Source organism: Streptomyces spinoverrucosus (assembly GCF_015712165.1).
GTDB lineage: Bacteria > Actinomycetota > Actinomycetes > Streptomycetales > Streptomycetaceae > Streptomyces > Streptomyces spinoverrucosus_A.
This window is the reverse complement of the sequence record NZ_JADPZX010000001.1, coordinates 3,302,605-3,326,173: the sequence shown is the minus strand read 5'-3', so window position 1 is coordinate 3,326,173 and position 23,569 is coordinate 3,302,605. Positions and strand designations below refer to the sequence as shown.

The window sequence follows — 23,569 nt, the reverse complement described above, 5'->3', positions numbered from 1 at the left end:
TACAGCCCCTCATCAAGCCGCCGGAAGGCAACCCGTGTCATCAGCGACCCCCGCCGCCCCCGACACCGTCCTGGTCGTCGACTTCGGTGCGCAGTACGCCCAGCTCATCGCCCGACGCGTCCGCGAGGCCCGGGTCTACAGCGAGATCGTGCCGAGCACGATGCCGGTCCAGGAGATGCTCGCCAAGAATCCGGCGGCGATCATCCTGTCCGGCGGCCCCTCGTCGGTGTACGAGGAGGGCGCGCCCCGTCTGGACCGCGAGATCTTCGAGGCCGGCGTCCCCGTCTTCGGCATGTGCTACGGCTTCCAGCTGATGGCGCAGGCCCTCGGCGGCACGGTGGACAACACGGGCGCCCGCGAGTACGGCCGTACGGACCTGCATGTGTCCAAGTCGTCCTCCACCCTCTTCGAGGGCACCCCGGAGGAGCAGGCCGTGTGGATGTCGCACGGCGACGCGTGCTCCGCCGCCCCCGAGGGCTTCCGCGTCACGGCCTCCACGGACGTCGTCCCGGTCGCCGCGTTCGAGAACGACGACAAGAAGCTGTACGGCGTCCAGTACCACCCCGAGGTCATGCACTCCACGCACGGCCAGCAGGTGCTGGAGCACTTCCTGTACCGGGGCGCGGGCCTCAGCCCGTCCTGGACCACCGGCAACGTCATCGAGGAGCAGGTCGAGGCGATCCGCGCCCAGGTCGGCGACAAGCGCGCGATCTGCGGTCTGTCCGGCGGCGTGGACTCCGCCGTCGCCGCCGCCCTCGTCCAGAAGGCCATCGGCCCCCAGCTGACCTGCGTGTACGTCGACCACGGCCTGATGCGCAAGGGCGAGACCGAGCAGGTCGAGAAGGACTTCGTGGCCGCCACCGGCGTGCAGCTGAAGGTCGTCGACGCCGAGGAGCGGTTCCTCAAGGCGCTGGCCGGGGTCTCCGACCCCGAGGAGAAGCGGAAGATCATCGGCCGCGAGTTCATCCGGGTCTTCGAGCAGGCGCAGGCCGAGATCATCGCGGACGAGGGTCCGGCCGTGGAGTTCCTGGTCCAGGGCACGCTGTACCCGGACGTGGTGGAGTCCGGCGGCGGCACCGGCACCGCCAACATCAAGTCCCACCACAACGTCGGCGGCCTCCCCGAGGACCTCGAGTTCAAGCTGATCGAGCCGCTGCGCAAGCTGTTCAAGGACGAGGTCCGGATGGTCGGCCAGGAGCTCGGCCTGCCCGAGGAGATCGTCCAGCGCCAGCCGTTCCCGGGACCGGGACTGGGCATCCGTATCGTCGGCGAGGTCACCAAGGAGCGGCTCGACCTGCTTCGCGAGGCCGATGCCATCGCCCGCGAGGAGCTGACGGCGGCCGGCCTCGACCGTGACATCTGGCAGTGCCCGGTGGTGCTGCTCGCGGACGTCCGGTCCGTCGGTGTCCAGGGCGACGGCCGGACCTACGGCCACCCGATCGTGCTCCGCCCGGTGTCCTCCGAGGACGCCATGACGGCCGACTGGTCGCGACTGCCGTACGACGTCCTCGCCCGGATCTCCACCCGGATCACCAACGAGGTGCGGGACGTCAACCGGGTCGTCCTCGACGTGACGTCGAAGCCGCCGGGGACGATCGAGTGGGAGTGAGCCCTGCGGCGTTCGATCAGGTGCGCTTGATCGTGCGCAGGGGCTCGCCGGGCTTCCAGACCTGCAGGACGAGGTAGGTGTCGTCCTCGACGTAGGTCCGTACGACCTCGGTCAGCTCGGTGCGGAAGAGGTGGAACGGCTCCGGCGGTTCCACCTCTTCGCCGTACCTGGCCTTGGTCTCCGCGTCCTCGACCTCGATCGCCCGCCCGGCGATCCGTACGTCACCGCCGCCCATCGACGTACCCTCCCCGGGGTTCGCCTGGAGCGCGAAGCGCGGGTCGCGGCGCAGGTCCAGCGCCTTGCGCGAGTCCGGCATCATGCCGAGCCACAGCTCGCCGTTGAGGAACCGCACCTCGATCCCCGTGGTGCGCGGCGAGCCGTCCTTGCGCAGGGTCGCGAGGATGTGGTGAGTGTGGGCGCCGAAGCGTTCCTCGACGGTCTTCGCGAGATCGGGTTCGGCGGTGACGAAGGATGCCCAGTTCGCTGCCATACGACGAGTGTGCCGCCGAAACCGGACATCCTCCGTCGGGTATGTGCTGCGGCGGAGTGTCGCGCATGTCACCGAAGCCCTGTTCTCCTGCGCTGACCGGGGGTAACTTCCGCTCCGTACCGGAACCCAGCGCTGGAGGACCCATGCCCGCGCCCACCCCGCCCCAGCCCCTGCCCACCGACCGGCTGCAGTTCGCGATGCCGCCGATGTACGAATCGGTCGACGACGAGCGCCGGCACCGCAAGGAACGGCTCGCGGGCGCGCTGCGGGTCTTCGGGCGGTACGGCTTCGAGGACGGCGTCTCCGGGCACATCACCGCCCGCGACCCCGAGTACACGAACTGCTTCTGGGTCAATCCGTTCGGCATGCCGTTCCGGCACGTCACCGTCAGCGACCTCGTCCTGACCAACCAGGACGGGCAGGTCGTCGAGGGCCGCTACCACGTCAACCAGGCCGCCTTCACCGTGCACGCCCAGGTGCACGCCGCCCGCCCCGACGTCGTCGCCGTCGCCCACTGCCACTCCGTGCACGGCCGCGCCCTGTCCGCGCTCGGTGACCTGCTCGACCCGATCACCCAGGAGAGCTGCGCCTTCTACGAGGACCACGCGCTGTACGACGCCTACACCGGCGTCTCCGTCAACGCCGAGGAGGGCCGCCGTATCGCCGCCGCGCTCGGCTCCCACAAGGCACTCGTGCTGCGCAACCACGGCCTGCTGACCGTCGGCGACTCGGTGGACGCGGCGGCCTGGTGGTTCATGTCCATGGAGCGTTCCTGCCAGGTGCAGCTGACCGCGAAGGCGGCGGGCCGCCCGATCCTGATCGACCACAAGCAAGCGGTCGCGACGCGGGAACAGCTGGGCGGCGATCTGGTCGCGTGGATCAACTACCAGCCGCTGTGGCAGGACATCACACGCAGGGAGCCGGATCTGCTGTCGTAGCGAGCAGGATCTGCTGTCGTACAGAGGGATCCGGTGTCCAGCGGGCGTCCTCAGAACCCCCGCAGCACCGCCGCCTTCGTCATCGCGAACTCCTCGTCCGTGAGTACCCCGTCCCGGTGAAGTTCGCCCAACTCCCGCAGGCGGCGCAGGAGTACGTCGTGATGGTCGGCCGGCGGCGCAACGGTGGGACTCGGGCGCGGTGGGCGGTCGGTGGGTTCGCCGGGGCTGGTGTGCGAGTGGGTGGACGGGTGCGGCAGCCGGGCGGTGACGGCGGTGGCGAGCAGGGCGGTGAGCAGATCGCGGCGGGTGCTGCCCCACAGGTCCAGGGCGTACGGGTCCTTCTCGGGCGGCAGTTTGGAGTGTGCCGTCTCGTGGGTGACGAAGCGCAGGAAGCCGTCCTCGGAGCCTGAGTTGGGCAGCCACTCGACCCTGACGAGGTCGCCGAGGGCGATGATCCGCGGGCCGGTCGCGCGTTTGACGCGGTCCGAGATGTCGCTCCAGTCGATCCTGACCTGCGTACCGTCGAAGGAGACCGTCCCGTCGGAGGACCGCACCGAGACCGGGACCGGCGGCCCGGGCAGCAGATACGCGTGGGTCGGCTCCTTGGGGATCTGCTCCAGCATCAGGGCCTGCCGGATCTCCTCGGCCACGTACTCGGCGACCCCGGAACGGTCCAGGTCCACCGTGAGCTGGTAGGGATCGGCCGCGTCGGGCAGCCGGCCGGCGGTCGCCTGGAGCAGCGGATCCGCGCCCTCGCGCAGCCGCAGCCGGAGCCGCCCGCGCTTGCGGTCGGGCTCGTACACCACACCCGCGACGGCCTCAAGCGGCACGACGACCTGCCCGTACGTCTGCCGGAACAGCGGCACGGAGCGGTGCAGCCCCGGCGTGATGCGCACCGTGCTGCCGTCGAAGGCCCAGGTCCCGTCCCGCTGGATGATCTCGGCCATACGGAAATTCTCGCAGCCAGGTCAACACGGCGACCGTGCGTTCACCCACGCCGACAGAGCTGCCCGGACCTGCCGGACGCGTACCGGGTGTCGTAGGGCACAATTCGCTGACATCGCGGGGGAGTTGTACGGCGTTGCGGCGGCTCCCGGACAAGTGGGCGGCCGAATGGGGGCAGCCGAATGGGCACGGGGATGCGCGGAAGGCGGGCGTCGGGCGTGGCGGTGCAGGAGGCGAGGCAGAGCCTGGAGGCGCGCACGGGCGCGTTCGGGAGCGCTCATGGCGGTGGCTGCACCTGCGGGGACTGTCCGCACGGGGCGCGCGCGGGGCATCGGCGGGCGGTGGCCGAATTCCTGCTGATGCGGGACGAGTTCGCGGCCGGGCAGGGCCTTCCCGCGGCCGTGGCCCACTCCGCGTCGGCCTCTCGCCAGTGGGTCTCCGACGAACTGACCCAGTCCGCGGCGGCGGTCGCCGAACGCGCCCGCGCCGAGGGCGAGGCCTGGCTGTCCCGCCTGTGGCGCCGCACGGCGATCGCGGTGTGGGCGCTGGTCCTGCTGTTGCTGCTGGTGCAGTCGCTGACGGCGATCGGCACCGGCTGGACGACGGCCCGTACCGCCGGGCTGCTCGCGGCGCTGCTGGTGGCGGTGGCCCTGACGGCGGCCTCCTTCTTCCACCGAGCGCGCGGTGGCGTGCTGGCCCCCGTCATCGGCGAGGACAACCGCCTGTCGACGTCCCGTGCCGTCGCGGCGATGTGGGTGCTGTTCGTCGCCTACTCCGTGCTGGTGCTGGCGGGGCAGCTGGCCGCCGCCTCCTCGCCCGGCGCCCGCGACGAGCTGATCGCCGGCCTCGAACTCGCCCGTGGCGCCGGGGTGGTGACCGTCCTCGCCGTGGCCTGCGGGATCGCCGTGCTGGTACGGCGGGTGGTCGGGCTGCGCGTCCTCGGGCAACGGCTGCAGAAGGTCCGCGCGGACCGGCCGAGGGCGGCCGATCTGCTGACGGACGATTCGGGGCGGGGCACCTTCGCCGACATCCAGTACGTCGTGATCAGCGCCGTCGCCCTGGTGTTCGCGGCGGTGCGGCTGGCGCGCCGACCCGAACAACTGCCCGACCTGCCGTGGGGGCTGGCGGTGGTGGTCCTGGTGTCGGCGGCCACCTACCTCGCCGGCAAGTACGCCGAGGGCGGCCGCCCCGTCGTCCTCTCCGTCGTCCGCGCCCGCGAGGCCGGTGACCTGGACGCGCCCATCCGCACCGGCGAGGACATCGAGATCCGCGGCGCGGGCTTCGTCCCGCCGGGTGCCGGTACCGCCGACCGCCTCTCCCGCATGGTCGTCCAGATCGGCCCCGTCCATGTCCACGTCCCCCTCGTCCCGATCACCGGCGGCTTCAGCAACCCGACGGACACCCTGCTGACCGTGCCCGTACCGGCCGAGGTGGAACCCGGGCGGGTGGCGGTGCGGGTGGTCACGACGGCTGGGGTGGAGACCAACGCGTATGTGATCGAGGTGACGGAGTGAGGGCCTGCTGGGCTGATTGGGTGTCATCGGCCAGACGGGTTGGGTGTCGTCGACCAGTCCGGCTGGGCTTGGCCTGACCTCGACTTGTGCAGGCGGACTCGGGCGGACTGCCGACCTTTGCCAAATCCGGCCGGTATGTGAATGAGCGGGTCCTTCCTTTCGTACGTATGGTCTTGTAAGGGCGACGGCACGGCGTGCGAGAGGCGGCTATGCAGCGATGACTCACGGTGTTCGTACAGAGACGCACAGCTCCCACTACGACGGCGGCCACGCCGACTGGCGTGACACCGCCACCCGCTACGCCCTCCTTCCCCTCCGGATCTTCCTCGGCGTCACGTTCATCTACGCCGGTCTCGACAAACTCACCGACAGCGCGTTCATGCAGGAAGCCGGTTCCGGCTCCATCGGCGACACGATGCGCACCGTCCGGGACTCCTCGGCCATCCCCGCCCTCGTCGACCTGGCCCTGGAGAACCCGGTCGCCTTCGGCTACGCCATGGCCTTCGGTGAACTCGCCGTCGGCATCGGCATCCTCCTCGGCCTCCTCGCCCGCCTCGCCGCCCTCGGCGGCGCGCTGATCTCCCTGAGCCTCTGGCTCACCGTCAGCTGGGCCTCCGACCCGTACTACTACGGCAACGACCTCGCCTATCTGATGGCCTGGCTCCCCCTCGTCCTCGCCGGCGCCCCCATGCTCTCCCTGGACGCGGCCCTTCGCTCACGACGGCGACGGCGGGCGGGCGGGTATCGCTAGCGTGGGGTGAGGGGCTGCTTCCTATTTGGCTGGCTGGCATCGGCGGGTCGGCATCGGTTGGCTGGCATTGGCTGGTCGGAATCGGCTGGTCGGAATCGGCTGGCTGGCGTCGGCGGGTTGGCGTTGGCGGGCTGGCTGGCATCGGCGGGTTGGCTGGCACTGGCGGGTTGGTGTTGGCTGGTTGGCACGGGTGGGTTGGCATGGATTGGATGGCCTTGCTGGGGCCTTGGCCAGCTGGCCTTGCTGGTCGGCCGACTTGCTGACTGGGCGGCGGCGTTTGGGCCATCCGCGGGGTTGGCGGGCCTTGGGCGGCTGGGTGCCGGCCTACCCGGGCGGCTGGATGCTGGCTTCCCCGGGCGGTCAGCCAGTTGGGCAGCTGGAACCCAATGGCGGTAGCTGCTGGAGCCTGGGCAAATGCGCGGGGCGATTGTGTGGCGGGCCACTTGGGTGGCCGACGTTCGCCGGTCAGGGCGTGTAGGCGGCTGGCGGCTGAGCCACGCAGGTGGGGCGGCAGTCGAGCCGCGCGGGTGGGCGGGGCGCGGTCGAGTCGTGCGGTCCCCGATTCGGTGCCCACCCGCGAGACGTCGGCGTCGCGCGTTTCCCTAGCCCTCGCCCCGGGCGGCCTCGCGGCGTGCCCCACGGCGGCGTATGCCCCGGCTCAGTATCCCGGCCACGGCGGCCAGACACAGTCCGCCCACCATCATGGGGAACGCCGCGAACCACGGTGTCTCCCATGCGCCACCCGCGTCCCCGGCGTACAGGACACCAGCCGCGGTGACGACGGCCCCGGCCACCAGCCTTCCCGGCTGGAACTCATGACGCAGCACGGCTCACCTCCACCTGACCGACGCCCACCCTGAGGTCGAGATCGACCGTGCCGGCGCCCTTCACACCCGACGCCGGAGTCAGCGTCACCTCCCGGTACTTGCCCGGCTCCACATCCACGTCCTGCTTCTGCTCGCCCGGCAGCTGGATGTCACCCACCCCCACGTCGATGTTCGCCTTCACGGTCACGTCCGGCGGCACGATCACCCGCAGCCGGCCCACGCCCACCTCGGCGTCCGTGGACACCGTCTGGCCCTTCGCCGGGTTCAGCCGGGTCAGATCCAGCGTGCCGACGCCGGTGCCGAGGTCGTACTTCCGCTCCACGTCGGCCACCGCGGCGGGACGCCACGTCGTGCGTATCCACTCCGTGCCGATGTTCTTGGGCATCGCCGCCGCCCCGGCGAGCAACCCCGCCGTGATGATCGCCAGGAAGATCGACCCCGCTCCCGTGCGGCCCAGGAACGCGCTGACCGCGATGCCCAGCCCGATGACGGCGAGCGCGCAGGCCAGGCCGGTCTGCAGGCTGGTGCCCAGCGGCTGCTCCTGCCACGTCACGCGTGTGCCGACCGCACCCGCCAGGAGTGCGAGCAGGAAGACCCAGCCGCCGATCCAGCGCGGGCCGCGCGGCTTGGGCGGCGCGGTGCGCTGGGTGAGGGAGGCCTGAGGGCCGGTTTCCGCACCGAGGCTGACGTTGACGGCCGCCGCGATGTCCCGGTCGCGGGAATCGCGCGGACCCCACAGATAGCCGGTACCGCCGACATGCGTGCCGTCCTTGACGATCGGGTCCCGCCACCAGGAGGGGTACGCGGCGGGGACCGGCGGCGCCTGGGCCTCCGGTGGGGCGTCGGCGACCGCCTGCGCCGCCAGCGGGTCGGGGTCCGGGGCGCCCCGGCGATGCGACCAGTAACCGGCGCCCGCGAGGAGGAGGGAGAGGACGACGGCGAAGGTCAGCACCCCGCCGTTGTTCAGCAATGTCAGGAAGACACCGCAGCCGACCAGCGCGAACAGCACGGCGGTGAGGGCCTGTCCGTCGACCCGGCCGGTCAGGAGCTTGCGGACCTCGTTCTCGTCCTCGTCGTCGTACGGGACGAAGAGCCAGGCGAAGCCGTAGAAGATGAGTCCGATACCGCCGGTCGCGGAGAGCACGGCGAGGGTGATCCGGAAGATCACCGGATCCATGTCGCATTGCCGCCCCAGCCCGGCACACACCCCGGCGAACATCTTGTGCCGCCGATCCCGCCGGAACTTGTGCGGAGGCTCCAGCGTCCTGGGCCCCCCGGGATCACCCTGCTCGCCGGGATCACCGGGCCCGCCGAAATCACTGGGCACGCCGGGGTCACCGGTCCCGCGGGCCGCGCTCCCGGCGCTCGTGTTGCTCTTGCCGCCGCTCGTGTTGCTCTTGCCGCGCGCGCCCTCGTGCGCGCGCGGTTCCTCACCTGCGGTGGTCGCGGCCGCAGCGTCGGACGCGGTGCCCGCGTCGGGCACGGCATCCGCGGCGTGCTGGTGATCAGTCATGAGTCCATGGTGACGGGCGAGCCGCCGCCGCGGGAGTCGGAATGACCCTGGTCGGACCCTGATATCGCCCCTGAGCCGGGGCGGGGGAGGCGTTCGACGGACGGGCCCGGCGAAGATCAGGGTGGTCTAAGGGGTCGACCCTGATGCTCCGGCCCGCCGAGCGTGTGACCATCAATGGCATGCCGGAAGCCGCAACCGCAGCAGCGCCACTCGACGAACCGCGGCCGCCGCGCAAGCTCTACCGCAGCAGTGACGGACGCTGGCTCGGTGGCGTCGCGCGGGGGCTCGCCGGGCATCTCGGCCTGCCCGTGATCTGGGTGCGCCTGGTGTTCGTCGGCCTGTTCATGGCCGACGGCCTCGGAGCGCTGCTCTACGCCGCCTTCTGGTTCTTCGTGCCGCTCGGCGTCGGCGGCGTCGAGGCACAGAAGCCGCCGTCCCTGGTCACCACCGAGACCTCGTCCGACGGCCGCAAGAGACTCGTGGCCCGCAAGCCGGACAAGGGCCAGATCGTCGCCCTGCTGCTCATGGTCGTCGTGGCCATGGTCTTCGTGGGCAATGTGAACCTGGGCGGCGGCGCCCAGGCCTACCTCCTGCCGACCGTGCTGGTCGGCGCCGGTGTCGCCCTGGTCTGGCGCCAGGCGGACAACGCCCGCCGGGCCCGCTGGGTCGAGGTCGGCCGCCGCAAGCGCACCCTCACCCTGCTGCGCGCGGTGGCCGGGGTCCTGCTGGTCACGGCCGGCGTCACCGGCGTCTTCGTGCTCCAGGGCTCCGCCGCCCACCTCGGCTCGGTCCTGCAGGCGGCCCTCGCGGTGCTCGTCGGCATAACGCTCCTCGCCGGTCCGTACCTGGTCCGTATGACCCAGGACCTGTCCGAGGAGCGGCTGATGCGTATCCGCGCCCAGGAGCGCGCGGAGGTCGCCGCCCACGTCCACGACTCGGTGCTGCACACCCTGACGCTGATACAGCGCAACGCGGACAACGCGGGCGAGGTGCGCCGCCTCGCCCGCGCCCAGGAGCGCGACCTGCGCACCTGGCTCTACAAGCCGGAGGGCACCGGCAAGGACGAGGCCGACGAGCCGACCACCCTCGCCGACGCGGTACGGCGCAACGCCGCGGAGGTGGAGGACAAGCACGGCGTCCCCATAGAGGTCGTCGTGGTCGGCGACTGCCCGCTCGACGAGAGGATCGGCGCACAGATGCAGGCCGCGCGCGAGGCGATGGTGAACGCCGCCAAGTACGGTGGCGAAGGCGGCGCCGTGCAGGTCTACGCCGAGGTCGAGGGAAAGACGGTCTTCGTGTCCGTCCGGGACCGTGGTCCCGGCTTCGACCTCGACTCGATACCGGCCGACCGCATGGGCGTCAGAGAATCGATCATCGGCCGCATGGAGCGCAACGGCGGCACGGCCCGGCTGCGGGCGGTGCCCGACGGCGGCACGGAGGTCGAGCTGGAGATGGAGAGGGCGGAGAAGACGTCATGAGCGACCCGACCGAGGCGAACGGGACGGCGGGAGCGGAAGAGGCGGCCGAGCCCGCACCGACAGCGGGCGGCGGCGCGGGACAGCGGCACGTGCGCGTGGTGCTCGTCGACGACCACCGCATGTTCCGTACGGGCGTACAGGCCGAGATCGGACAGACCGAGCAGACCGGCGTCGAGGTCGTCGGCGAGGCCGCGGACGTCGACCAGGCGGTCACGGTCATCACCGCGACCCGGCCCGAGGTGGTCCTGCTCGATGTGCACCTCCCGGGTGGCGGCGGGGTCGAAGTGCTGCGCCGCTGCGCCGCGTTGATGGCCGACGCCGAGCAGCCGGTCCGTTTCCTCGCCCTGTCCGTCTCGGACGCGGCGGAGGACGTGATCGGCGTGATCCGCGGCGGCGCGCGGGGCTACGTCACGAAGACGATCACCGGCACGGACCTGGTCGACTCGATATTCCGGGTCCAGGAGGGCGACGCGGTCTTCTCACCGCGTCTGGCCGGCTTCGTCCTCGACGCCTTCGCCTCCACCGACGCCCCGCCGGTCGACGAGGACCTGGATCGTCTCACCCAGCGCGAGCGGGAGGTCCTGCGGCTCATCGCCCGCGGCTACGCGTACAAGGAGATCGCCAAGCAGCTGTACATCTCGGTGAAGACGGTCGAGTCCCATGTCTCGGCGGTCCTGAGGAAGCTCCAGCTCTCCAACCGGCACGAGCTGACGCGGTGGGCGACGGCTCGACGGCTGGTGTGACCGTCCGGTAGGCACGCCTACGATCACACGGATACGCTGTGGCCGACGGAAGGAGGGCCTTATGCTGCTGCGTTTCCGTACGGCGAACGTGCGGTCACTGCGTGACGAGCAGGAGCTGTCCTTCGTCGTTGCGCCCGAGGAGGAGTCCGACGCGGCGCGAACGGTCCGGCTCTCCGACGGCAAGGAGCTGGCGGTCTATCCGGTCGTCGGAGTCTTCGGCGCCAACGCCTCGGGCAAGTCCAACGTCATCACCGCGCTCAAGAAGATGAGAAGCGCGGTCCTGGACTCCTACGGTTTGTGGACCTCTTACATCGGTGTCCCTGAACGCGAGCCTTTCGCCCTTGACGCCGAGTCGCCGGAGGCGAGCACTTTCTACGAGGTCGACTTCGTCCTGGAGGACGGAGTGCGCTGGACCTACGGCTTCGAGCTGGGCGACCGGCGGGTGGAGTCCGAGTGGCTCCACGCCTATCCGAAGGGCCGCCGACAGGTCTGGCTCGACCGGGACGCCTCGCGTGAGAATGTCTACGACTTTCCGGGCGACCGTGTCCAAGATCGGGCGCGCCTGGCACGCTCCACGCGTCCCAACGCACTGCTCCTCAGCCGCGCCGCGAGTGACAACCACCCCCAACTGTCTCGGATCTACGACTGGTTCCGGTCGAACCTGTGGGACATCACCCCCGAGACGGAGTTGAGGGACCGCGAGACCTACACCGCCCAGCAGCTCCTCGACGACAGGCACCGGGAACGCGTCCGGGACCTGCTGAGAGTGGCCGATCTGGGTATCCAGGGCGCCGAAGTGGAACGCCAACCAGGAGGCAGTGCCCCTACGGTCAGGCTGCTGCACGGCAGTGACCCTGACACCGCGGTGGCCCTGGACTGGGCGAAGGAATCGTTCGGCACCCGCTCCTGGTTCGCTCTCATCGGCCCGCTTCTGCTGGCTCTCGACAGCGGCGCCGTGCTGCTCATCGACGAGCTGGACGCGAGTTTGCATCCAAGGTTCGCATCCGAAGTAGTCAGACTGTTCCAGGCAACCTGGTCCAACAAGACGGCTGCTCAGCTGCTCTTCACCTCGCACGACGCGTCCCTGCTGAAGAGCCCCAGAGGCGGCCGGCCGCTTGAGCCGGGGCAGATCTGGCTGACGGAGAAGGACAAGCGCGGTGCCACGGAGCTGTATCCGCTGAGCGACTTCGACCCCAAGCCCGAAGAGGATCTTGAGGACTCGTACCTGGCAGGTGCTTACGGCGGCGTGCCGAACGTCGACCAGGGCCAGATCGGACGCACGGTGCTCACGGCACTGGCAGGGGAGGCAGAGCGTTCCTGATGGCGAGGGACAAGGGGCGGGACAATCCGGCACGCGTCAAGAAGCGGAAGAAGCTGCGCCGGGAGGTGTACGTCTTCACCGAGGGCGCGGTCACGGAACCGGGTTTCGTCACTTTCGTGACGGAGCACGGCACCCGCAAGGACCCCCGTCACGAGATCGTCTGCAAGGTCGAGAACCGCAGCGCGCCCAGCAAGCGCCGCAAGCCGCTCCCGCTGGTGGAAGACGCCATCACCAAGTGGCACGAGGTTCGCCGCGCCGCCAAGAAGGCAGGGATCAGTCCCGACGACTGGAACTGGCCGCAGGTGTGGTGCCTGTTCGACCGCGACCAGCACGAGGACATCCCCACAGCCTTCGCCAAGGCCAAGCGGGAGGAACTTCACATCGCCTACTCCCACCCGTGCTTCGAACTGTGGCGGCTGCTGCACTACCAGAACTACACGAGCACCTTCGGCGGAGTCTGCGACAGCGCGGCGAATCGGCTCAAGCAACAGTCCGGCTTCGCGCAGACCTACGGCCCCGCCATCCGATCGGTTTCCGAGGAGCAGGCCAAGCACGTCATGCGGGGGCAGTTCAGCGGCCGGTACAAGACGGCACAGCGCTATGCGGAAGACCTCGTCAGCCGTCACGCCGGCCGTGCGGACCAGAACGGCTGGGACCCGTACACGGACGTGTGGAAGTTCGTCGAAGAAGGCCTGGACGTATCCGACTACTGAGCGGGCACTTAAAGGCACTCACAGTCACTGTCGCGCGCGGTGGCGATGGCCCTCTCGGAAGACCGTAGGCTTCCGGTTGCACGCTCGCATTGCAATGCCATGTTGCAACCGGAAGCCGAACAGTCACCAGGGGAGTGCCGTACGTGGCCAAGCTCACGCTCGCGCAGTTGGAACGCCATCTCTTCGCGGCGGCCGACATCCTGCGCGGCACGATGGACGCCGCCGAGTACCGCGACTTCATCTTCGTCCTGCTCTTCCTCAAGCGGGTCAACGACGAGTTCGAGGCCGCGCGCGAAGCGATCATCAAGGAACGCCTGGCTGAGGGTGACACTCAGGAGGAGGCCGAGGACGAGGCGGAGTCGTACGAGTGGTACGACGCCCACGGCGCGATCTTCGTCCCGAAGGCCGCTCGCTGGGACCGGCTGGCCGGGGCGGTAGACAACGTCGCATCCGACTATCTCCAGCCCGCCCTGGACGAACTCGAACGACAGCCGGGCAACAGCGAGCTGCGCGGCCTGTTCGCCCACGTCAACTTCAACCGCATCGGAGGCGGCGGCAACGCGCGCAAGTCGGCCGCCGAACTCGCCGACAAGCGCCTCGCCTCTCTCATCGACCACTTCGGCGGCATCCGGCTGCGCGGTGAGGACTTCGAGTTCCCCGACATGATCGGTGCTGCCTACGAGTACCTGATCAAGGACTTCGCAGACACGGCCGGCAGCAAGGGCGGTGAGTTCTACACCCCGCGTGCCGTCGTCCGCATGATGGTGGAACTGGCCCGTCCGCACGGCGACATGAGGGTGTACGACCCCTGTGTGGGCTCGGGCGGCATGCTCATCCACGCCATGGAGTACGTCGACGAGCACGGCGGCGACTCCCGCAACCTCGGCCTCGCAGGCCAGGACGCCAACAGCGGCTCCTGGGTGATGGCCACGATGAACATGCTCTTCCACGGGGCCAAGAAGTTCTCCCTGCGCACGGGCGACACCCTCACCAACCCGCTCCACCCCGAAGCCGACTTCGACCTCGTCCTCAGCAACCCGCCCTTCTCGATGGACTACAAGAAGGACGAGGTTCCGCGCCTGAAGCAGCGCATGCCACACGGCGAGACGTCCGAGCGCGGCAAGGCGGACCTGATGTTCCTCCAGCACATGCTGGACATGGTGAAGCGCCGGTCGGGCGCGGTGTTCACGGTCATGCCGCACGGCGTGCTCTTCCGCGGCGGCGAGGAACAGAAGATCCGCGCGAAGCTCCTCATGGAGCATGACCTGATCGAGGCCGTGATCGGCCTCGCCCCCAACCTCTTCTACGGCACGGGAATCCCGGCCTGTGTCCTGGTCCTGCGCCCGCCGAGCCGCCGCCGCCCCGACCGCCGGGGCAAGGTCCTCTTCATCAACGCGGACCGCGAGTTCCACGCCGAGCGGGCGCAGAACATCCTGCTCCCCGAGCACATCGAGAAGATCGTCTCGACGTTCCACGCCTGGCAGGACGACGAGGTCTTCGAGGACGTACCCGGCTTCGCACGCGCGGTGACGCGGGAGGAACTGGCGGACAACGACTTCAACTTCAACATCCGTCGCTACGTCGACAACACGCCGCCGCCGGAGCCGCAGGATGTGCGGGCGCACCTGGTCGGCGGCGTACCGGTGACGGAGGTCGAGGCGAAGAAGGACCTCTTGGACGCCTACGACATCAAGGTGTCCGACCTGTTCGACGTACGCGCCGACGACCCGGACTACGTCGACTTCCCCGAGCCGGAACGCCGCCCGGACGCGGCGCGTCTGGCGGAGCTGGCGAGCGGACGGGAGCAGATGCTCTGGGACGCCTTCGCGGAGTGGTGGACGGCGGAAGCGGACCAGATCGCGGCCCTGGAGCCCGTGGCCGGGGACGACCGCACCGACCAGGAGCGCAAGGCCCAGCTCGCGCGACTGCGGAAGGACCTGATCGGTTCCTTCCAGAACCGGCTCCTGTCGGTCGGTCTCCTCGACCGGTACGCGCTCGCGGGCGCGGTGGCAGGCTGGTGGCACGATGCGAAGAACGAGCTGAAGGCGTTGTCGGTGACCGGTTTTGCGGGAGTCGTCGACGGCTGGGGGGAGACGGTCCACACCATGCTCGCCCCCGAGCCGGACCCGCGCACGGGCGGCCGGCGGGAGCGTACGGCGGCGGAGCGGAGGCAGGCGTACGACCACAAGGTGGTCGCGGCGATCGCCCCGAAGTTCCTGGAGGACCTGGCATCGGCGGAGCGTACCCACGCCGAACTGGACGCCAAGGCGAAGGCGGCGCAGGAGGCAGAGGCGGCGTTGGCGGAGGCGCGGCAGGCGGCGCTGGACGGTGACGACGACGCGGATGCCGAGTCGGGCGCCGGGAGTGGCATCGACCCGGCATTGGCAGAGGCCGTCCTGAGCAAGGCCGAGATGCGGGACCTGACGAAGCGGCGGGCGGAGGCCAAGCGGGCGATCGAGGACCTGGAGGACGCGTTCTGGCCGGTGGCCTCGATCCGCACCAAGCGGGAGGCGGAGCGCGAGAGGGCTGCGAAGAAGGGGGCTTCGGTTTCCGGCAAGGGCAAGCGCAAGGCGGTTCCGGCGGCGGAGGAGGCGGCTGGGCAGGGTGCGTTGTTGGAGCTGCCGGTGGCCGCGAGGCCCGAGGCTGCGGCAGAGCCGCCCGAGGCGGGCCTGACCAAGGCTCGCCGCGAGCTGGCCGAGAGGGCGGGTGAACGGGAGGTGGTCCTCAGCATCCTCCGCGCCGACCTCGAGACGAAGCTCGAAGGGCACGTGGTGCGACGTCGGCGGGAGTTGGCGGAGACGTATCGGGTGTGGGAGCAGAAGTACGGGGTTTCGCTGCGGGAGATCGAGGGGCGGCGGGAAGCGGCTGCGGAGGCGTTGGAGGGGTTCTTGAAGGAGCTTAGGTATGAGGGCTGAAGCGTGGCCAACTACTGAGCTCCGTGAGGTCCTAGCGGAGCCCATTCAGAACGGATATTCCCCGCGGGAAAGTCAAGCGTGGACAGGCATGCAAATGCTAGGGCTAGGCTGTCTTTCTGTGGACGGCTTCAAGCCGCTTCAGCTCAAGAATGCGCCATGGGGGATCTCTCCTGGGCATAAAGCGTTGTTGGCTGATGGTGACCTGCTTGTCAGTCGTGCTAATACGCGCCAACTGGTCGGGCTGGCTGGCGTTTATCGAGACATTGGCGTTCCTTGTCTTTTTCCAGACCTTATGATGAGGATCCGGGTTAAGAAGTCCTACTCGACTTCATTTTTGGAACTTGTGCTTCGTCATCATGACACGCGCCGTCGTATCATGGCGATGGCTCAAGGTACGTCGGAAAGCATGGTCAAACTATCCAAGCGTGAGTTTGAAACGCTAAGGATTCCGGACATACCGCTGGCGAGGCAGCTAAGTATCCTGGAAGTTATTCAAGCCGTAGATGATCAGGTGCAGGGCATCGAGGCAGCCGTCGTCAAGTTGGAGTCTTTTGAGGAAGGGCTGCTGCAGGACACTTTCGGATCAAAGGACCCCGCAGGCGTCGTATCGGAACTCGGTACGGTCGTAACCGGCGCTACCCCTCCACCTGATTGGGATTCCAGCACCCTAGAGGGTGGAATCCCGCTCTTCACGCCGTCTCAAGTGCGTGATGCTGAAGGTGCGCTCTCTGACCCTGAAAGAAGCATTGCCAGCTCTCGCGCAAGAGATCTCCGGATCATTCCCGCTGGATCTACGCTGGCGGTCTGTATCGGATTTGGTGCTGGAAAAGTTGCCCTGTCCGGCGTTGAAAGCTGTACCAATCAGCAGATCAATGCTGTGATCCCACATCAAGGATTTGATCACCGCTTTGTTTACCTGGCGGTGCGGTCTGCGATGCGTCGGGCTAAGTCCCTGCTCAACCTTCAAGTCACGCCGATCATTAACAAGAGCGATTTCTCGCAACTGCCCGTCTGCGTTCCCTCAGAGGGGGATCGCAAGCAATTGGTTGAGCAGATCTGGGCAGTGCGCATGAAGAGGGCTTCGCTAATCGCCGAGAAGGCGAAGTTGGGAAACTTGAAAGCAGCTCTCTCCAGTGATCTTCTAACTGTGGCTTGACGGCTTCGTGACGAGTTCGAACCACACCTCCTTGCCGATGCCGCACTCTCTTCTCTGCGTATCCCAGTTGTCCGCCAGTGCAGCCACCAGCGCGAGGCCCCGGCCTGACTCGTCGTCCAAACAAGCCGTGGCCAGCGTCGGGAGCGTGTCGCTGGCGTCCGTCACCGTGATGCGGAGGCGGTCGTCCGTGAGGGCGCAGCGGGCCCAGATCTCGCGGCCGGCTGGGACCCGGGCGTGGCGGTATGCGTTCGTCATCAGTTCGCTCAGGAGGAGTTCCGCCGTGTCTGTCACGTCCTGCGGCAGCTCCCAGGATGCCGCCTGTTCGCGGAACAGGGTGCGCGCCCGGCCGACGCTGCGTGCGTGACGCGGTAGCCGCCACTCGATGTCCTTCGGAGTCGTCGTCGGCAGCGGCGGCCACGGGGTCTGCATGCGCTGTTCATCCCTTGCGTCGATGTTTCGCGGTTGGCGAGATCACCGTCCCGGCTCGCGCGTAGCCTCACGAGTAACGGCGCGGGTACGGCGGGTGGTTGTACCCGGTGTGGACCCGGCGGAGGTGTGTGTGGCGACCGAGGTGAACTCGCAGCCGCCGATCGCGTGGCGGTACTGCGGCAGCCAGATCAAGATGTGGCGTGCGGAGGCCGGTATCGGCCGTGAGGCGCTGGCCAAAGAGGCCGGTTACGACTACGAGTACGTCAAGTCGATGGAGAACGGCCGCCGTCGGCCTACGCTGCGGTTGTTGCAGGTCGCGGATCAGGTGTGCGGGGCGGGCGGGAAGCTTGTCGCGGCTCAGGAGTATCTGAAGCCGGAACCTTTCCCGGCACGGTCGCAGGAGTACATGACCCTTGAGGCCGAGGCGATCGCCGTCTCGTGGTATGAGCCGCTACTCATCCCTGGACTGCTGCAAACAGAGGCCTACGCCCGAGCGCTGATTGGCGCCAGCTCGCCTCCCCTGGATGATGAGACGGTCAACGAGCGCGTGGCGGCTCGTCTCCGGAGGGCTGATGCGCTGCGGCGCAGGGCGGGCGTGATGTACGGCTTCGTCGTCTACGAAGCCGCGCTCCGTACCCGTGTCGGAGGGAGGCATGTGATGGGAGAGCAGCTTCAGCACCTGATGGAGGTCGGTGCCCTGCGTAACGTGTCGGTTCAGGTGCTTCCTTTCGGCCGCTGTAGCGGTGTTGCCCTAAACGGCAGCATCGTTCTCTTGGAGACGCCGGAGCATGACCACTACGGATACGTCGAAGCGCCGGAGGTCAGCGTCCTGCATGCCAGTCCGGACAAGGTGAGTGCACTCACACAGACCCATGCGATGATCCGCATGCACTGCCTCGGCGTGGAGGAGTCGGCCACGTTCATCAGAAAGGTGGCAGAGGAGAGATGAGCGAACGCCTTACCTGGTACAAGTCCAGCTATAGCGACAGCCAGGGCGGCGCCTGCCTAGAAGCCGCCCTCGACTGGCGCAAGTCCACCCACAGCGACTTCGAGGACGCCGCCTGCGTGGAAGTCGCCCCCTGCCCCCACACCATCCACGTCCGAGACTCGAAGCTCGGCCCCCAAAGCCCCCGGTTCGCAGTCGCCGGAGCCGCTTGGGCCGCCTTCGTCGCGTACGCCCGTACCGGCGCTTGAGCTTCGAGGGGCGAGGTCCGGGACCCGAGCGCCGTTTGCAAGGAATGGGTGGTGGGGTTCAACCCGCCACCCACCCTCCCAGCAACTCGCCTTCCTGCCAGTCGACATGACTTTTCGTGATCGGCTTGCGACGCGCCGTCGTCGCCCTCTAGCGTTCGCAGCAACAAACAACCCCGGTCGGGTGCTACCAACACCCGCCGGGGTCTCACCTCAAGATCGGAAAAGGCGATCTCGTGGCTTACGAAGACTCTAACGCTGCCCTGCCTGCACCCGCAGCTCATCCCATGGCCAATCCCGGCTACGGCAAGCGCACCGCCCCGGGCGAGCCCGGCGTCGCTTCCCGCCCCGCTGACTTCACGCACCTCCCCGTCCGCGAGGCCTACATCGCGGCCTACGTGGACCGGCTCCCCGAGGGCGCTGCTATGGACGTGAAGAGCCTCGCCAAGACGCTTCCCCTCTACGGGCAGCAGGCCGTCCGTAGCGCGCTCAACTTCCTCTCCCGCGCCGGGCATCTCCACCGCGTCCGCGGCCTCGCCACCACCAGCGACTCCGGCACGCGCTGGGTCTTCCGTACGTTCTGGTCCAGCACCGCACGCGACAGCGCCTGGTGGGCTCGCTTCCTGGACGGCGACGAAGCCGTGCACATCGCGGGGCCGGTCGGCGATTCGGACGAGGTCACCCCATCCAGTGACCCCGCCCCGGAACCTGCACCCACCACCCCCGAATCCCACCGCGCCACCGCCTACCGAACCCTCGCCCGGCTCGGCCGCATCGACTCCCGCCTCGCCCTCTCCGACGCCGACTGCAGCGCCCTCACCGACCTGGTCGTCCCCTGGCTGGAACGGGGCGCAACTCCCGTTTCCCTCTTGCAGGCCGTCACCTCGGGCCTGCCCGACGCCGTCCACGCACCGAGGGGGTTCGTCGCTCGCCGACTGCGGGACAAACTGCCGCCCAGCCCCACACCCTCGACCGCCCCAGAACCGGCGCCCGAAGCCGGCGAACCGCGCCCCCTCCGCCGTCTCATGCCGGAGTGCACGGAGTGCGGCGTGCCCGGGCGTCCCGCCGCCTTCGTCGGCGGCCTGTGCCGGGGCTGTCGTAGCACCGCACCCGCCGAGAGCGGCGCCCCCTCAGCCACCACACTCTGCTCCACCCGACAGGACACCGCCGCCCTCGTCCGCCAAGCCGCCCTGACCGCCCGTGACCGGCGACAATCGGCCAAATCCCGTCCGGTCGCAGCCCTGCGGCCATAACGACCACCCATACGTGTGTCACCCACGCCACATCCGTCGCAGAATAGGCGGACGGTCGACGACGGCGAGGACGGTCACCGACCGGCAGCAGGGGCGGGGCGGAGGGGCGCACAGTTCATGGCACGGGGCACGGCCGAACGGGACGAGACCGAACAGCCGATCATCGACCAGTTGAAGGCGATGGGGTGGCGGCACGTGCACGGGCCCGACCTCAGCCGGCCGGAACCCGAGGGCGACGAGCGGGCGTACAGCGAACTGCTCCTGCTGAAGCGGCTGCGCGCCGCCGTGCGGCGGGTCAACCGGCTGCCCGACGGGGGCGGTTCCTGGATGACGGAGGCCGATGCCGATGCCGCGATCGATGATCTGCGGCGCACCGCCCGGAACGTCGCGACCAACTCGCTCGTCACCGTCAACGGTGAACTGACCAGCCGGTTGATCAAGGGCACACAGGTCACCGGTGACGAGGAGCACCATCACGGCGGGACGGTCAACGCGCAGTTCATCGACTGGGATCTGGAAGGGCTGGACGACGGCGAGATCCTCAAGAGGAACGATTTCCTCGTCGCCGACCAGCTGCGTGTCAGGACGTTCGACGGAGCCGAGATCATCCTCGACCTCGTGCTCTTCGTGAACGGCATTCCGCTTGTCGTCGTCGAATGCAAGAGCCCGGACGTCAAGGACGCGATCGGTGAGGCCATCCGCGACCTGCGCGGCTACGCGGGCGTACCGCTCGACGAAGACCACGGACGCGACCGACGCGACGCCCGCTCGCAGGTGCCGGAGTTCTTCGCGCCCGTGCAACTGCTCGTCGCCGCAGCCGGTGAGCACGCGGCCCTCGGCACCATCACGTCCGACGAGAACCACTTCGCGCCCTGGCGCAGCGTGACCCCGGACTACAAGGACGACAAAGAGCTGGGGCGCGCATTGCAGGAGGTGCGGCGGGACGACAAGGCGCGGTTGCTGGAGCCGGGGGCGACGCCCACCGACCTGCACCGCCTCGTCGCCATCGTGCTCAAGCCCCGCAACCTGCTGAACATCGTGCGGCACTACGTCTTCGAGATGCCCGTGAAGGGCAAGCCGGGAGAACCCTCGGTCACGGTCAAGGCCGTCTGCCGTCACCAGCAGTACCGTGCCGTCGAGAAGATCGTCCGGAAACTGCGTACCGGGCGGACCGTGGACGATCCGGCCGCCGGTCAGGACGAACGCGGCGGCGTCATCTGGCACACCCAGGGCTCCGGCAAGAGCCTCACCATGGCCTTTCTCGCCCGTAGGCTGCACACCAGTCGCGACCCTCAGCTCAACCGCTTCACGCTGCTCGTCGTCACCGACCGCAGGCAGCTGGAGCAGCAGCTGGCTGCCGCGGTCCGGGTCAGTGGGTCCGACGTCCGAGTCGCGGGGTCCCGCTCGGATGTGGAGGGCATGCTGGAGCGCGCGGGGAAGCGCGGCGGACGTGCCGTCATCTTCACGATGATCCAGAAGTATCTGGGACGCATTCCCGGTGTCCTCGGCACCGGCGAGGGCGAGACCGCCGACGACCGTGACCCCGTGGCCGAGTTCGAGGCCGCGCAGGAACGCCTCGCCCAGGGGGCATCGGCCGAGGAGGCGTCCGATCCGACGCCCGGAGAGGCGGCTGTCGAGGAGGTCCGCCGGCGGTTCACCGAGTGCAGCGACGAACCGTACGTCCTCGTACTCGTCGACGAGGCGCACCGGTCGCACACCTCCGTCCTGCACGCCTGTCTGCGCGACTCCGTCCCGAAGGCCGCCCGGGTCGGCTTCACCGGTACACCGATCATGAAGGGACGGCTGACGGACACCGGACGCATCTTCGGGCTGGAGCCGGACGGAGCGTTCCTCGACTCGTACCTCATGGACGAGGCCGAGCGGGACAAGGTCGTCGTGCCCGTGCGTTACGAGGGGCGAACGGGGCCGGCCGGGGTCCGGGACAGCGACGAACTGAACGCGAAGTTCGAGAACCTGATCGCCGGGTTGCGGGCCGGTCAGCAGAGGAAGATGCGCGAGCGGCTCAAACCGACGAGTCGCACCGTCGCCGAGTCGCTGCCGGTGATCCGGGCCAAGGCCGTCGACATGCTGGAGCACTACGTCACCGGGCCGCTGACCGGTGGCTTCAAGGCACAGGTCGCCGCGGTGAGCCGCAGCGCCGCCGTGCTGTACCGGCACATGCTGAACGACGCCCGGGCCGAACTCCTCGCCAGGGTGAGGGACTTCGAGCCGGAGTCCCTGCGGCACAAGGATCTCGCGGACTACACCTGGGACGACCTGGTGCTGCTGCGTGCCTGGCAGTACCAGGAGATCCTGCGTCGGATGGACTTCGTGCCCGTCATCTCCGCCGGGAGTGAGAAGAAGCGCGGGCAGTGGCGCGAGTGGACCGACCCGGTGGCCCAGCAGGAGTACGTCGAGCGCTTCCTGGAGCCGTTTCCGCAGCTTCCGCCGGACAATCCGTGGGTCACGCACCATATCCCCGAGAACGATCCTGCACCGGCCGGCAGCGTTGCCCGGAACCCCTGGAGCGGGCTGGCCACCCCGCACGTCGAGGAGCCCCGGCCCGTCGCGTTCCTCATCGTGAAGTCCATGCTGCTGACCGGGTTCGACGCGCCCATCGAGCAGGCGCTGTACCTGGACCGTCCCATCCAGGACGCCGAACTGCTCCAGGCCATCGCCCGCGTGAACCGGCCACGCCGTGGCAAGTACGAGGGCCGCGTCGTGGACTACTACGGCGTGCTCAGCGACCTGGCAGTCACCCTTCCGGCGTACAAGGGCGACGGGTCCACGCTCCGGACGGTCCGCAGCCTCGACAAGGTCGAGGTTCCGGAAATGCAGGAGGCCGCGGACGAGCTGCGGGACTTCCTCACGGACCTGGGTATCACCGGCCTCGACACCCCCGGCGGCATCGCCCACGGCACGCTCACGCTCGGTGACGAGAACGCGCGATCCGAGTTCGACGCCCGTATGAGCCGCTTCACCTCCGCGCTGGAGCGCGTCCTTCCACACGGGGCGGCTCTGAAGCTGGTCCCCGAGGCGCGGAAATGGACGCTGTTGCAGAAGCGGGTACGGCGGCACTACCGGGACGCCGAGGGCGGGACCTTCTCCGTCAGGGCGTACGGGCGCAAGGTGCGTGCCATGGTCGCGGACCACCTTGAACTTCCCGAGATCCAACAGGTCATCGCGCCGGTCTCCATCCTCGCCCCCGACTTCGACGAGGTGGTGGACCGCATTCCCGACGTGCGGGAATCGGCGGCCGAGCAGGTGCAGGCACTGCGCTACCACCTGGAGGAACGGCGTAAGGCGGACGACCGGCCCGTGCTGCGCACGCTGTCCCAGGAGCTGGAGGCGATCCTGGAGGAGTTCGCGGGGCGCTGGGAAGAGATCAAGGTGCGCATCGGCCCCTTGATCGACCGGGCGCGGCAGGCCGAGGAGGTCGACCCCGAGGTCGCCGACCTCACCCCGGCCGAGCAGCAGCTGTACACAAAGCTCTCCGACCGGATGACCGAGGACCCGGCCTTTGACCTGCCCGACACAGCCGTCCTGAGGAGCGTCACCGTCGACCTGGCTGCCGTCATCGAGCGGCATGTGTCGAGTGCTGCCTGGTCGGACAACGAGGCCAGCCTCGACTCTCTGCAGAGCGAGCTCTGGCGCGAACTACGCAGGGCCGGTGTCAAGCCGCGAGACCGTGCCAAGGAGCCTCTGCGCAACCTCTCCCAAGCTTTGACCGGGCACGCTCAGCGGCACGCCGCGGCGTTCCGGGCCGCTGCCCGGGGACAATAG

19 protein-coding genes are annotated in these 23,569 nt (G+C 68.9%); 14 read left to right on the top strand and 5 right to left on the bottom strand.

Annotated elements, in window-relative coordinates:
- The first annotated feature begins 34 nt into the window (after positions 1-34).
- Positions 35-1,609 (top strand): glutamine-hydrolyzing GMP synthase, encoded by a 1,575-nt coding sequence (guaA, locus tag I2W78_RS14820; protein ID WP_196460244.1) that lies wholly within the window; start codon positions 35-37, stop codon positions 1,607-1,609.
- 16 nt (positions 1,610-1,625) lie between these two features.
- Here guaA and I2W78_RS14815 read toward each other — a convergent pair whose 3' ends face one another.
- The gene (locus I2W78_RS14815) at positions 1,626-2,099 is read right to left on the bottom strand and encodes a pyridoxamine 5'-phosphate oxidase family protein (protein ID WP_196460242.1); all 474 of its coding nucleotides are present in this window, start codon (positions 2,097-2,099) and stop codon (positions 1,626-1,628) included.
- A gap of 143 nt (positions 2,100-2,242) precedes the next feature.
- Here I2W78_RS14815 and I2W78_RS14810 point away from each other — a divergent pair, with 143 nt between their 5' ends.
- The gene (locus I2W78_RS14810; protein ID WP_196460240.1) at positions 2,243-3,037 is read left to right on the top strand and encodes a class II aldolase/adducin family protein; all 795 of its coding nucleotides are present in this window, start codon (positions 2,243-2,245) and stop codon (positions 3,035-3,037) included.
- Positions 3,038-3,087: 50 nt separating this feature from the next.
- Here the strand turns inward: I2W78_RS14810 and I2W78_RS14805 are convergent, their stop codons facing one another.
- Entirely contained in the window at positions 3,088-3,984 is an 897-nt protein-coding gene (locus I2W78_RS14805) for a DUF4429 domain-containing protein (RefSeq protein ID WP_196460238.1), read from the bottom strand.
- A gap of 216 nt (positions 3,985-4,200) precedes the next feature.
- On the opposite strand from I2W78_RS14805, the gene I2W78_RS14800 reads away from it, so the two are divergent.
- The gene (locus tag I2W78_RS14800; RefSeq protein WP_196460236.1) at positions 4,201-5,496 is read left to right on the top strand and encodes a hypothetical protein; all 1,296 of its coding nucleotides are present in this window, start codon (positions 4,201-4,203) and stop codon (positions 5,494-5,496) included.
- A 217-nt stretch (positions 5,497-5,713) separates the two neighbouring features.
- On the top strand, positions 5,714-6,247 hold the full coding sequence (locus I2W78_RS14795) for a DoxX family membrane protein (protein ID WP_196460234.1): 534 nt from the start codon (positions 5,714-5,716) through the stop codon (positions 6,245-6,247).
- 602 nt (positions 6,248-6,849) lie between these two features.
- On the opposite strand, the gene I2W78_RS14790 is transcribed toward I2W78_RS14795, so the two are convergent.
- Together I2W78_RS14790 and I2W78_RS14785 are read right to left on the bottom strand one after the other, a co-directional pair.
- On the bottom strand, positions 6,850-7,074 hold the full coding sequence (locus I2W78_RS14790) for a hypothetical protein (RefSeq protein ID WP_196460232.1): 225 nt from the start codon (positions 7,072-7,074) through the stop codon (positions 6,850-6,852).
- On the bottom strand, positions 7,061-8,587 hold the full coding sequence (locus tag I2W78_RS14785; RefSeq protein WP_230885453.1) for a PspC domain-containing protein: 1,527 nt from the start codon (positions 8,585-8,587) through the stop codon (positions 7,061-7,063). Before I2W78_RS14785 ends, I2W78_RS14790 begins: the two co-directional genes overlap by 14 nt.
- 179 nt (positions 8,588-8,766) lie before the next feature.
- On the opposite strand from I2W78_RS14785, the gene I2W78_RS14780 reads away from it, so the two are divergent.
- The 6 genes from I2W78_RS14780 to I2W78_RS14755 all read left to right on the top strand — a co-directional run bounded on the left by I2W78_RS14780 (position 8,767) and on the right by I2W78_RS14755 (position 16,913).
- Positions 8,767-10,065 (top strand): ATP-binding protein, encoded by a 1,299-nt coding sequence (locus I2W78_RS14780; RefSeq protein ID WP_196460230.1) that lies wholly within the window; start codon positions 8,767-8,769, stop codon positions 10,063-10,065.
- On the top strand, positions 10,062-10,808 hold the full coding sequence (locus I2W78_RS14775) for a LuxR C-terminal-related transcriptional regulator (RefSeq protein WP_196460228.1): 747 nt from the start codon (positions 10,062-10,064) through the stop codon (positions 10,806-10,808). The genes I2W78_RS14780 and I2W78_RS14775 overlap by 4 nt, the downstream gene beginning before the upstream one ends.
- Before the next feature lie 61 nt (positions 10,809-10,869).
- On the top strand, positions 10,870-12,129 hold the full coding sequence (locus tag I2W78_RS14770; protein ID WP_196460226.1) for an AAA family ATPase: 1,260 nt from the start codon (positions 10,870-10,872) through the stop codon (positions 12,127-12,129).
- Entirely contained in the window at positions 12,129-12,842 is a 714-nt protein-coding gene (locus I2W78_RS14765) for an RloB family protein (protein WP_196460224.1), read from the top strand. The genes I2W78_RS14770 and I2W78_RS14765 overlap by 1 nt, the downstream gene beginning before the upstream one ends.
- 143 nt (positions 12,843-12,985) lie before the next feature.
- A complete protein-coding gene (locus I2W78_RS14760) occupies positions 12,986-15,757 on the top strand; it encodes a type I restriction-modification system subunit M (RefSeq protein ID WP_196460222.1) in 2,772 nt (923 codons plus the stop codon).
- Between the two features lie 118 nt (positions 15,758-15,875).
- The gene (locus I2W78_RS14755; protein WP_196460220.1) at positions 15,876-16,913 is read left to right on the top strand and encodes a restriction endonuclease subunit S; all 1,038 of its coding nucleotides are present in this window, start codon (positions 15,876-15,878) and stop codon (positions 16,911-16,913) included.
- Here the strand turns inward: I2W78_RS14755 and I2W78_RS14750 are convergent.
- A complete protein-coding gene (locus tag I2W78_RS14750; RefSeq protein ID WP_196460218.1) occupies positions 16,899-17,342 on the bottom strand; it encodes an ATP-binding protein in 444 nt (147 codons plus the stop codon). The genes I2W78_RS14755 and I2W78_RS14750 overlap by 15 nt on opposite strands.
- Positions 17,343-17,472: 130 nt before the next feature.
- On the opposite strand from I2W78_RS14750, the gene I2W78_RS14745 reads away from it, so the two are divergent.
- From I2W78_RS14745 to I2W78_RS14730, 4 genes are all read left to right on the top strand, one after another.
- Positions 17,473-18,291, top strand: a complete 819-nt coding sequence (locus tag I2W78_RS14745) for a helix-turn-helix domain-containing protein (protein WP_307783694.1) — start codon at positions 17,473-17,475, stop codon at positions 18,289-18,291.
- Complete coding sequence (locus tag I2W78_RS14740; RefSeq protein ID WP_196460216.1) at positions 18,288-18,536, top strand: DUF397 domain-containing protein; 249 nt, start codon at positions 18,288-18,290, stop codon at positions 18,534-18,536. The genes I2W78_RS14745 and I2W78_RS14740 overlap by 4 nt, the downstream gene beginning before the upstream one ends.
- Before the next feature lie 284 nt (positions 18,537-18,820).
- Positions 18,821-19,786, top strand: coding sequence for a MarR family transcriptional regulator (locus I2W78_RS14735; RefSeq protein WP_196460214.1), 966 nt, complete (start codon positions 18,821-18,823; stop codon positions 19,784-19,786).
- 117 nt (positions 19,787-19,903) lie between these two features.
- Entirely contained in the window at positions 19,904-23,569 is a 3,666-nt protein-coding gene (locus I2W78_RS14730) for a type I restriction endonuclease subunit R (RefSeq protein ID WP_196460212.1), read from the top strand.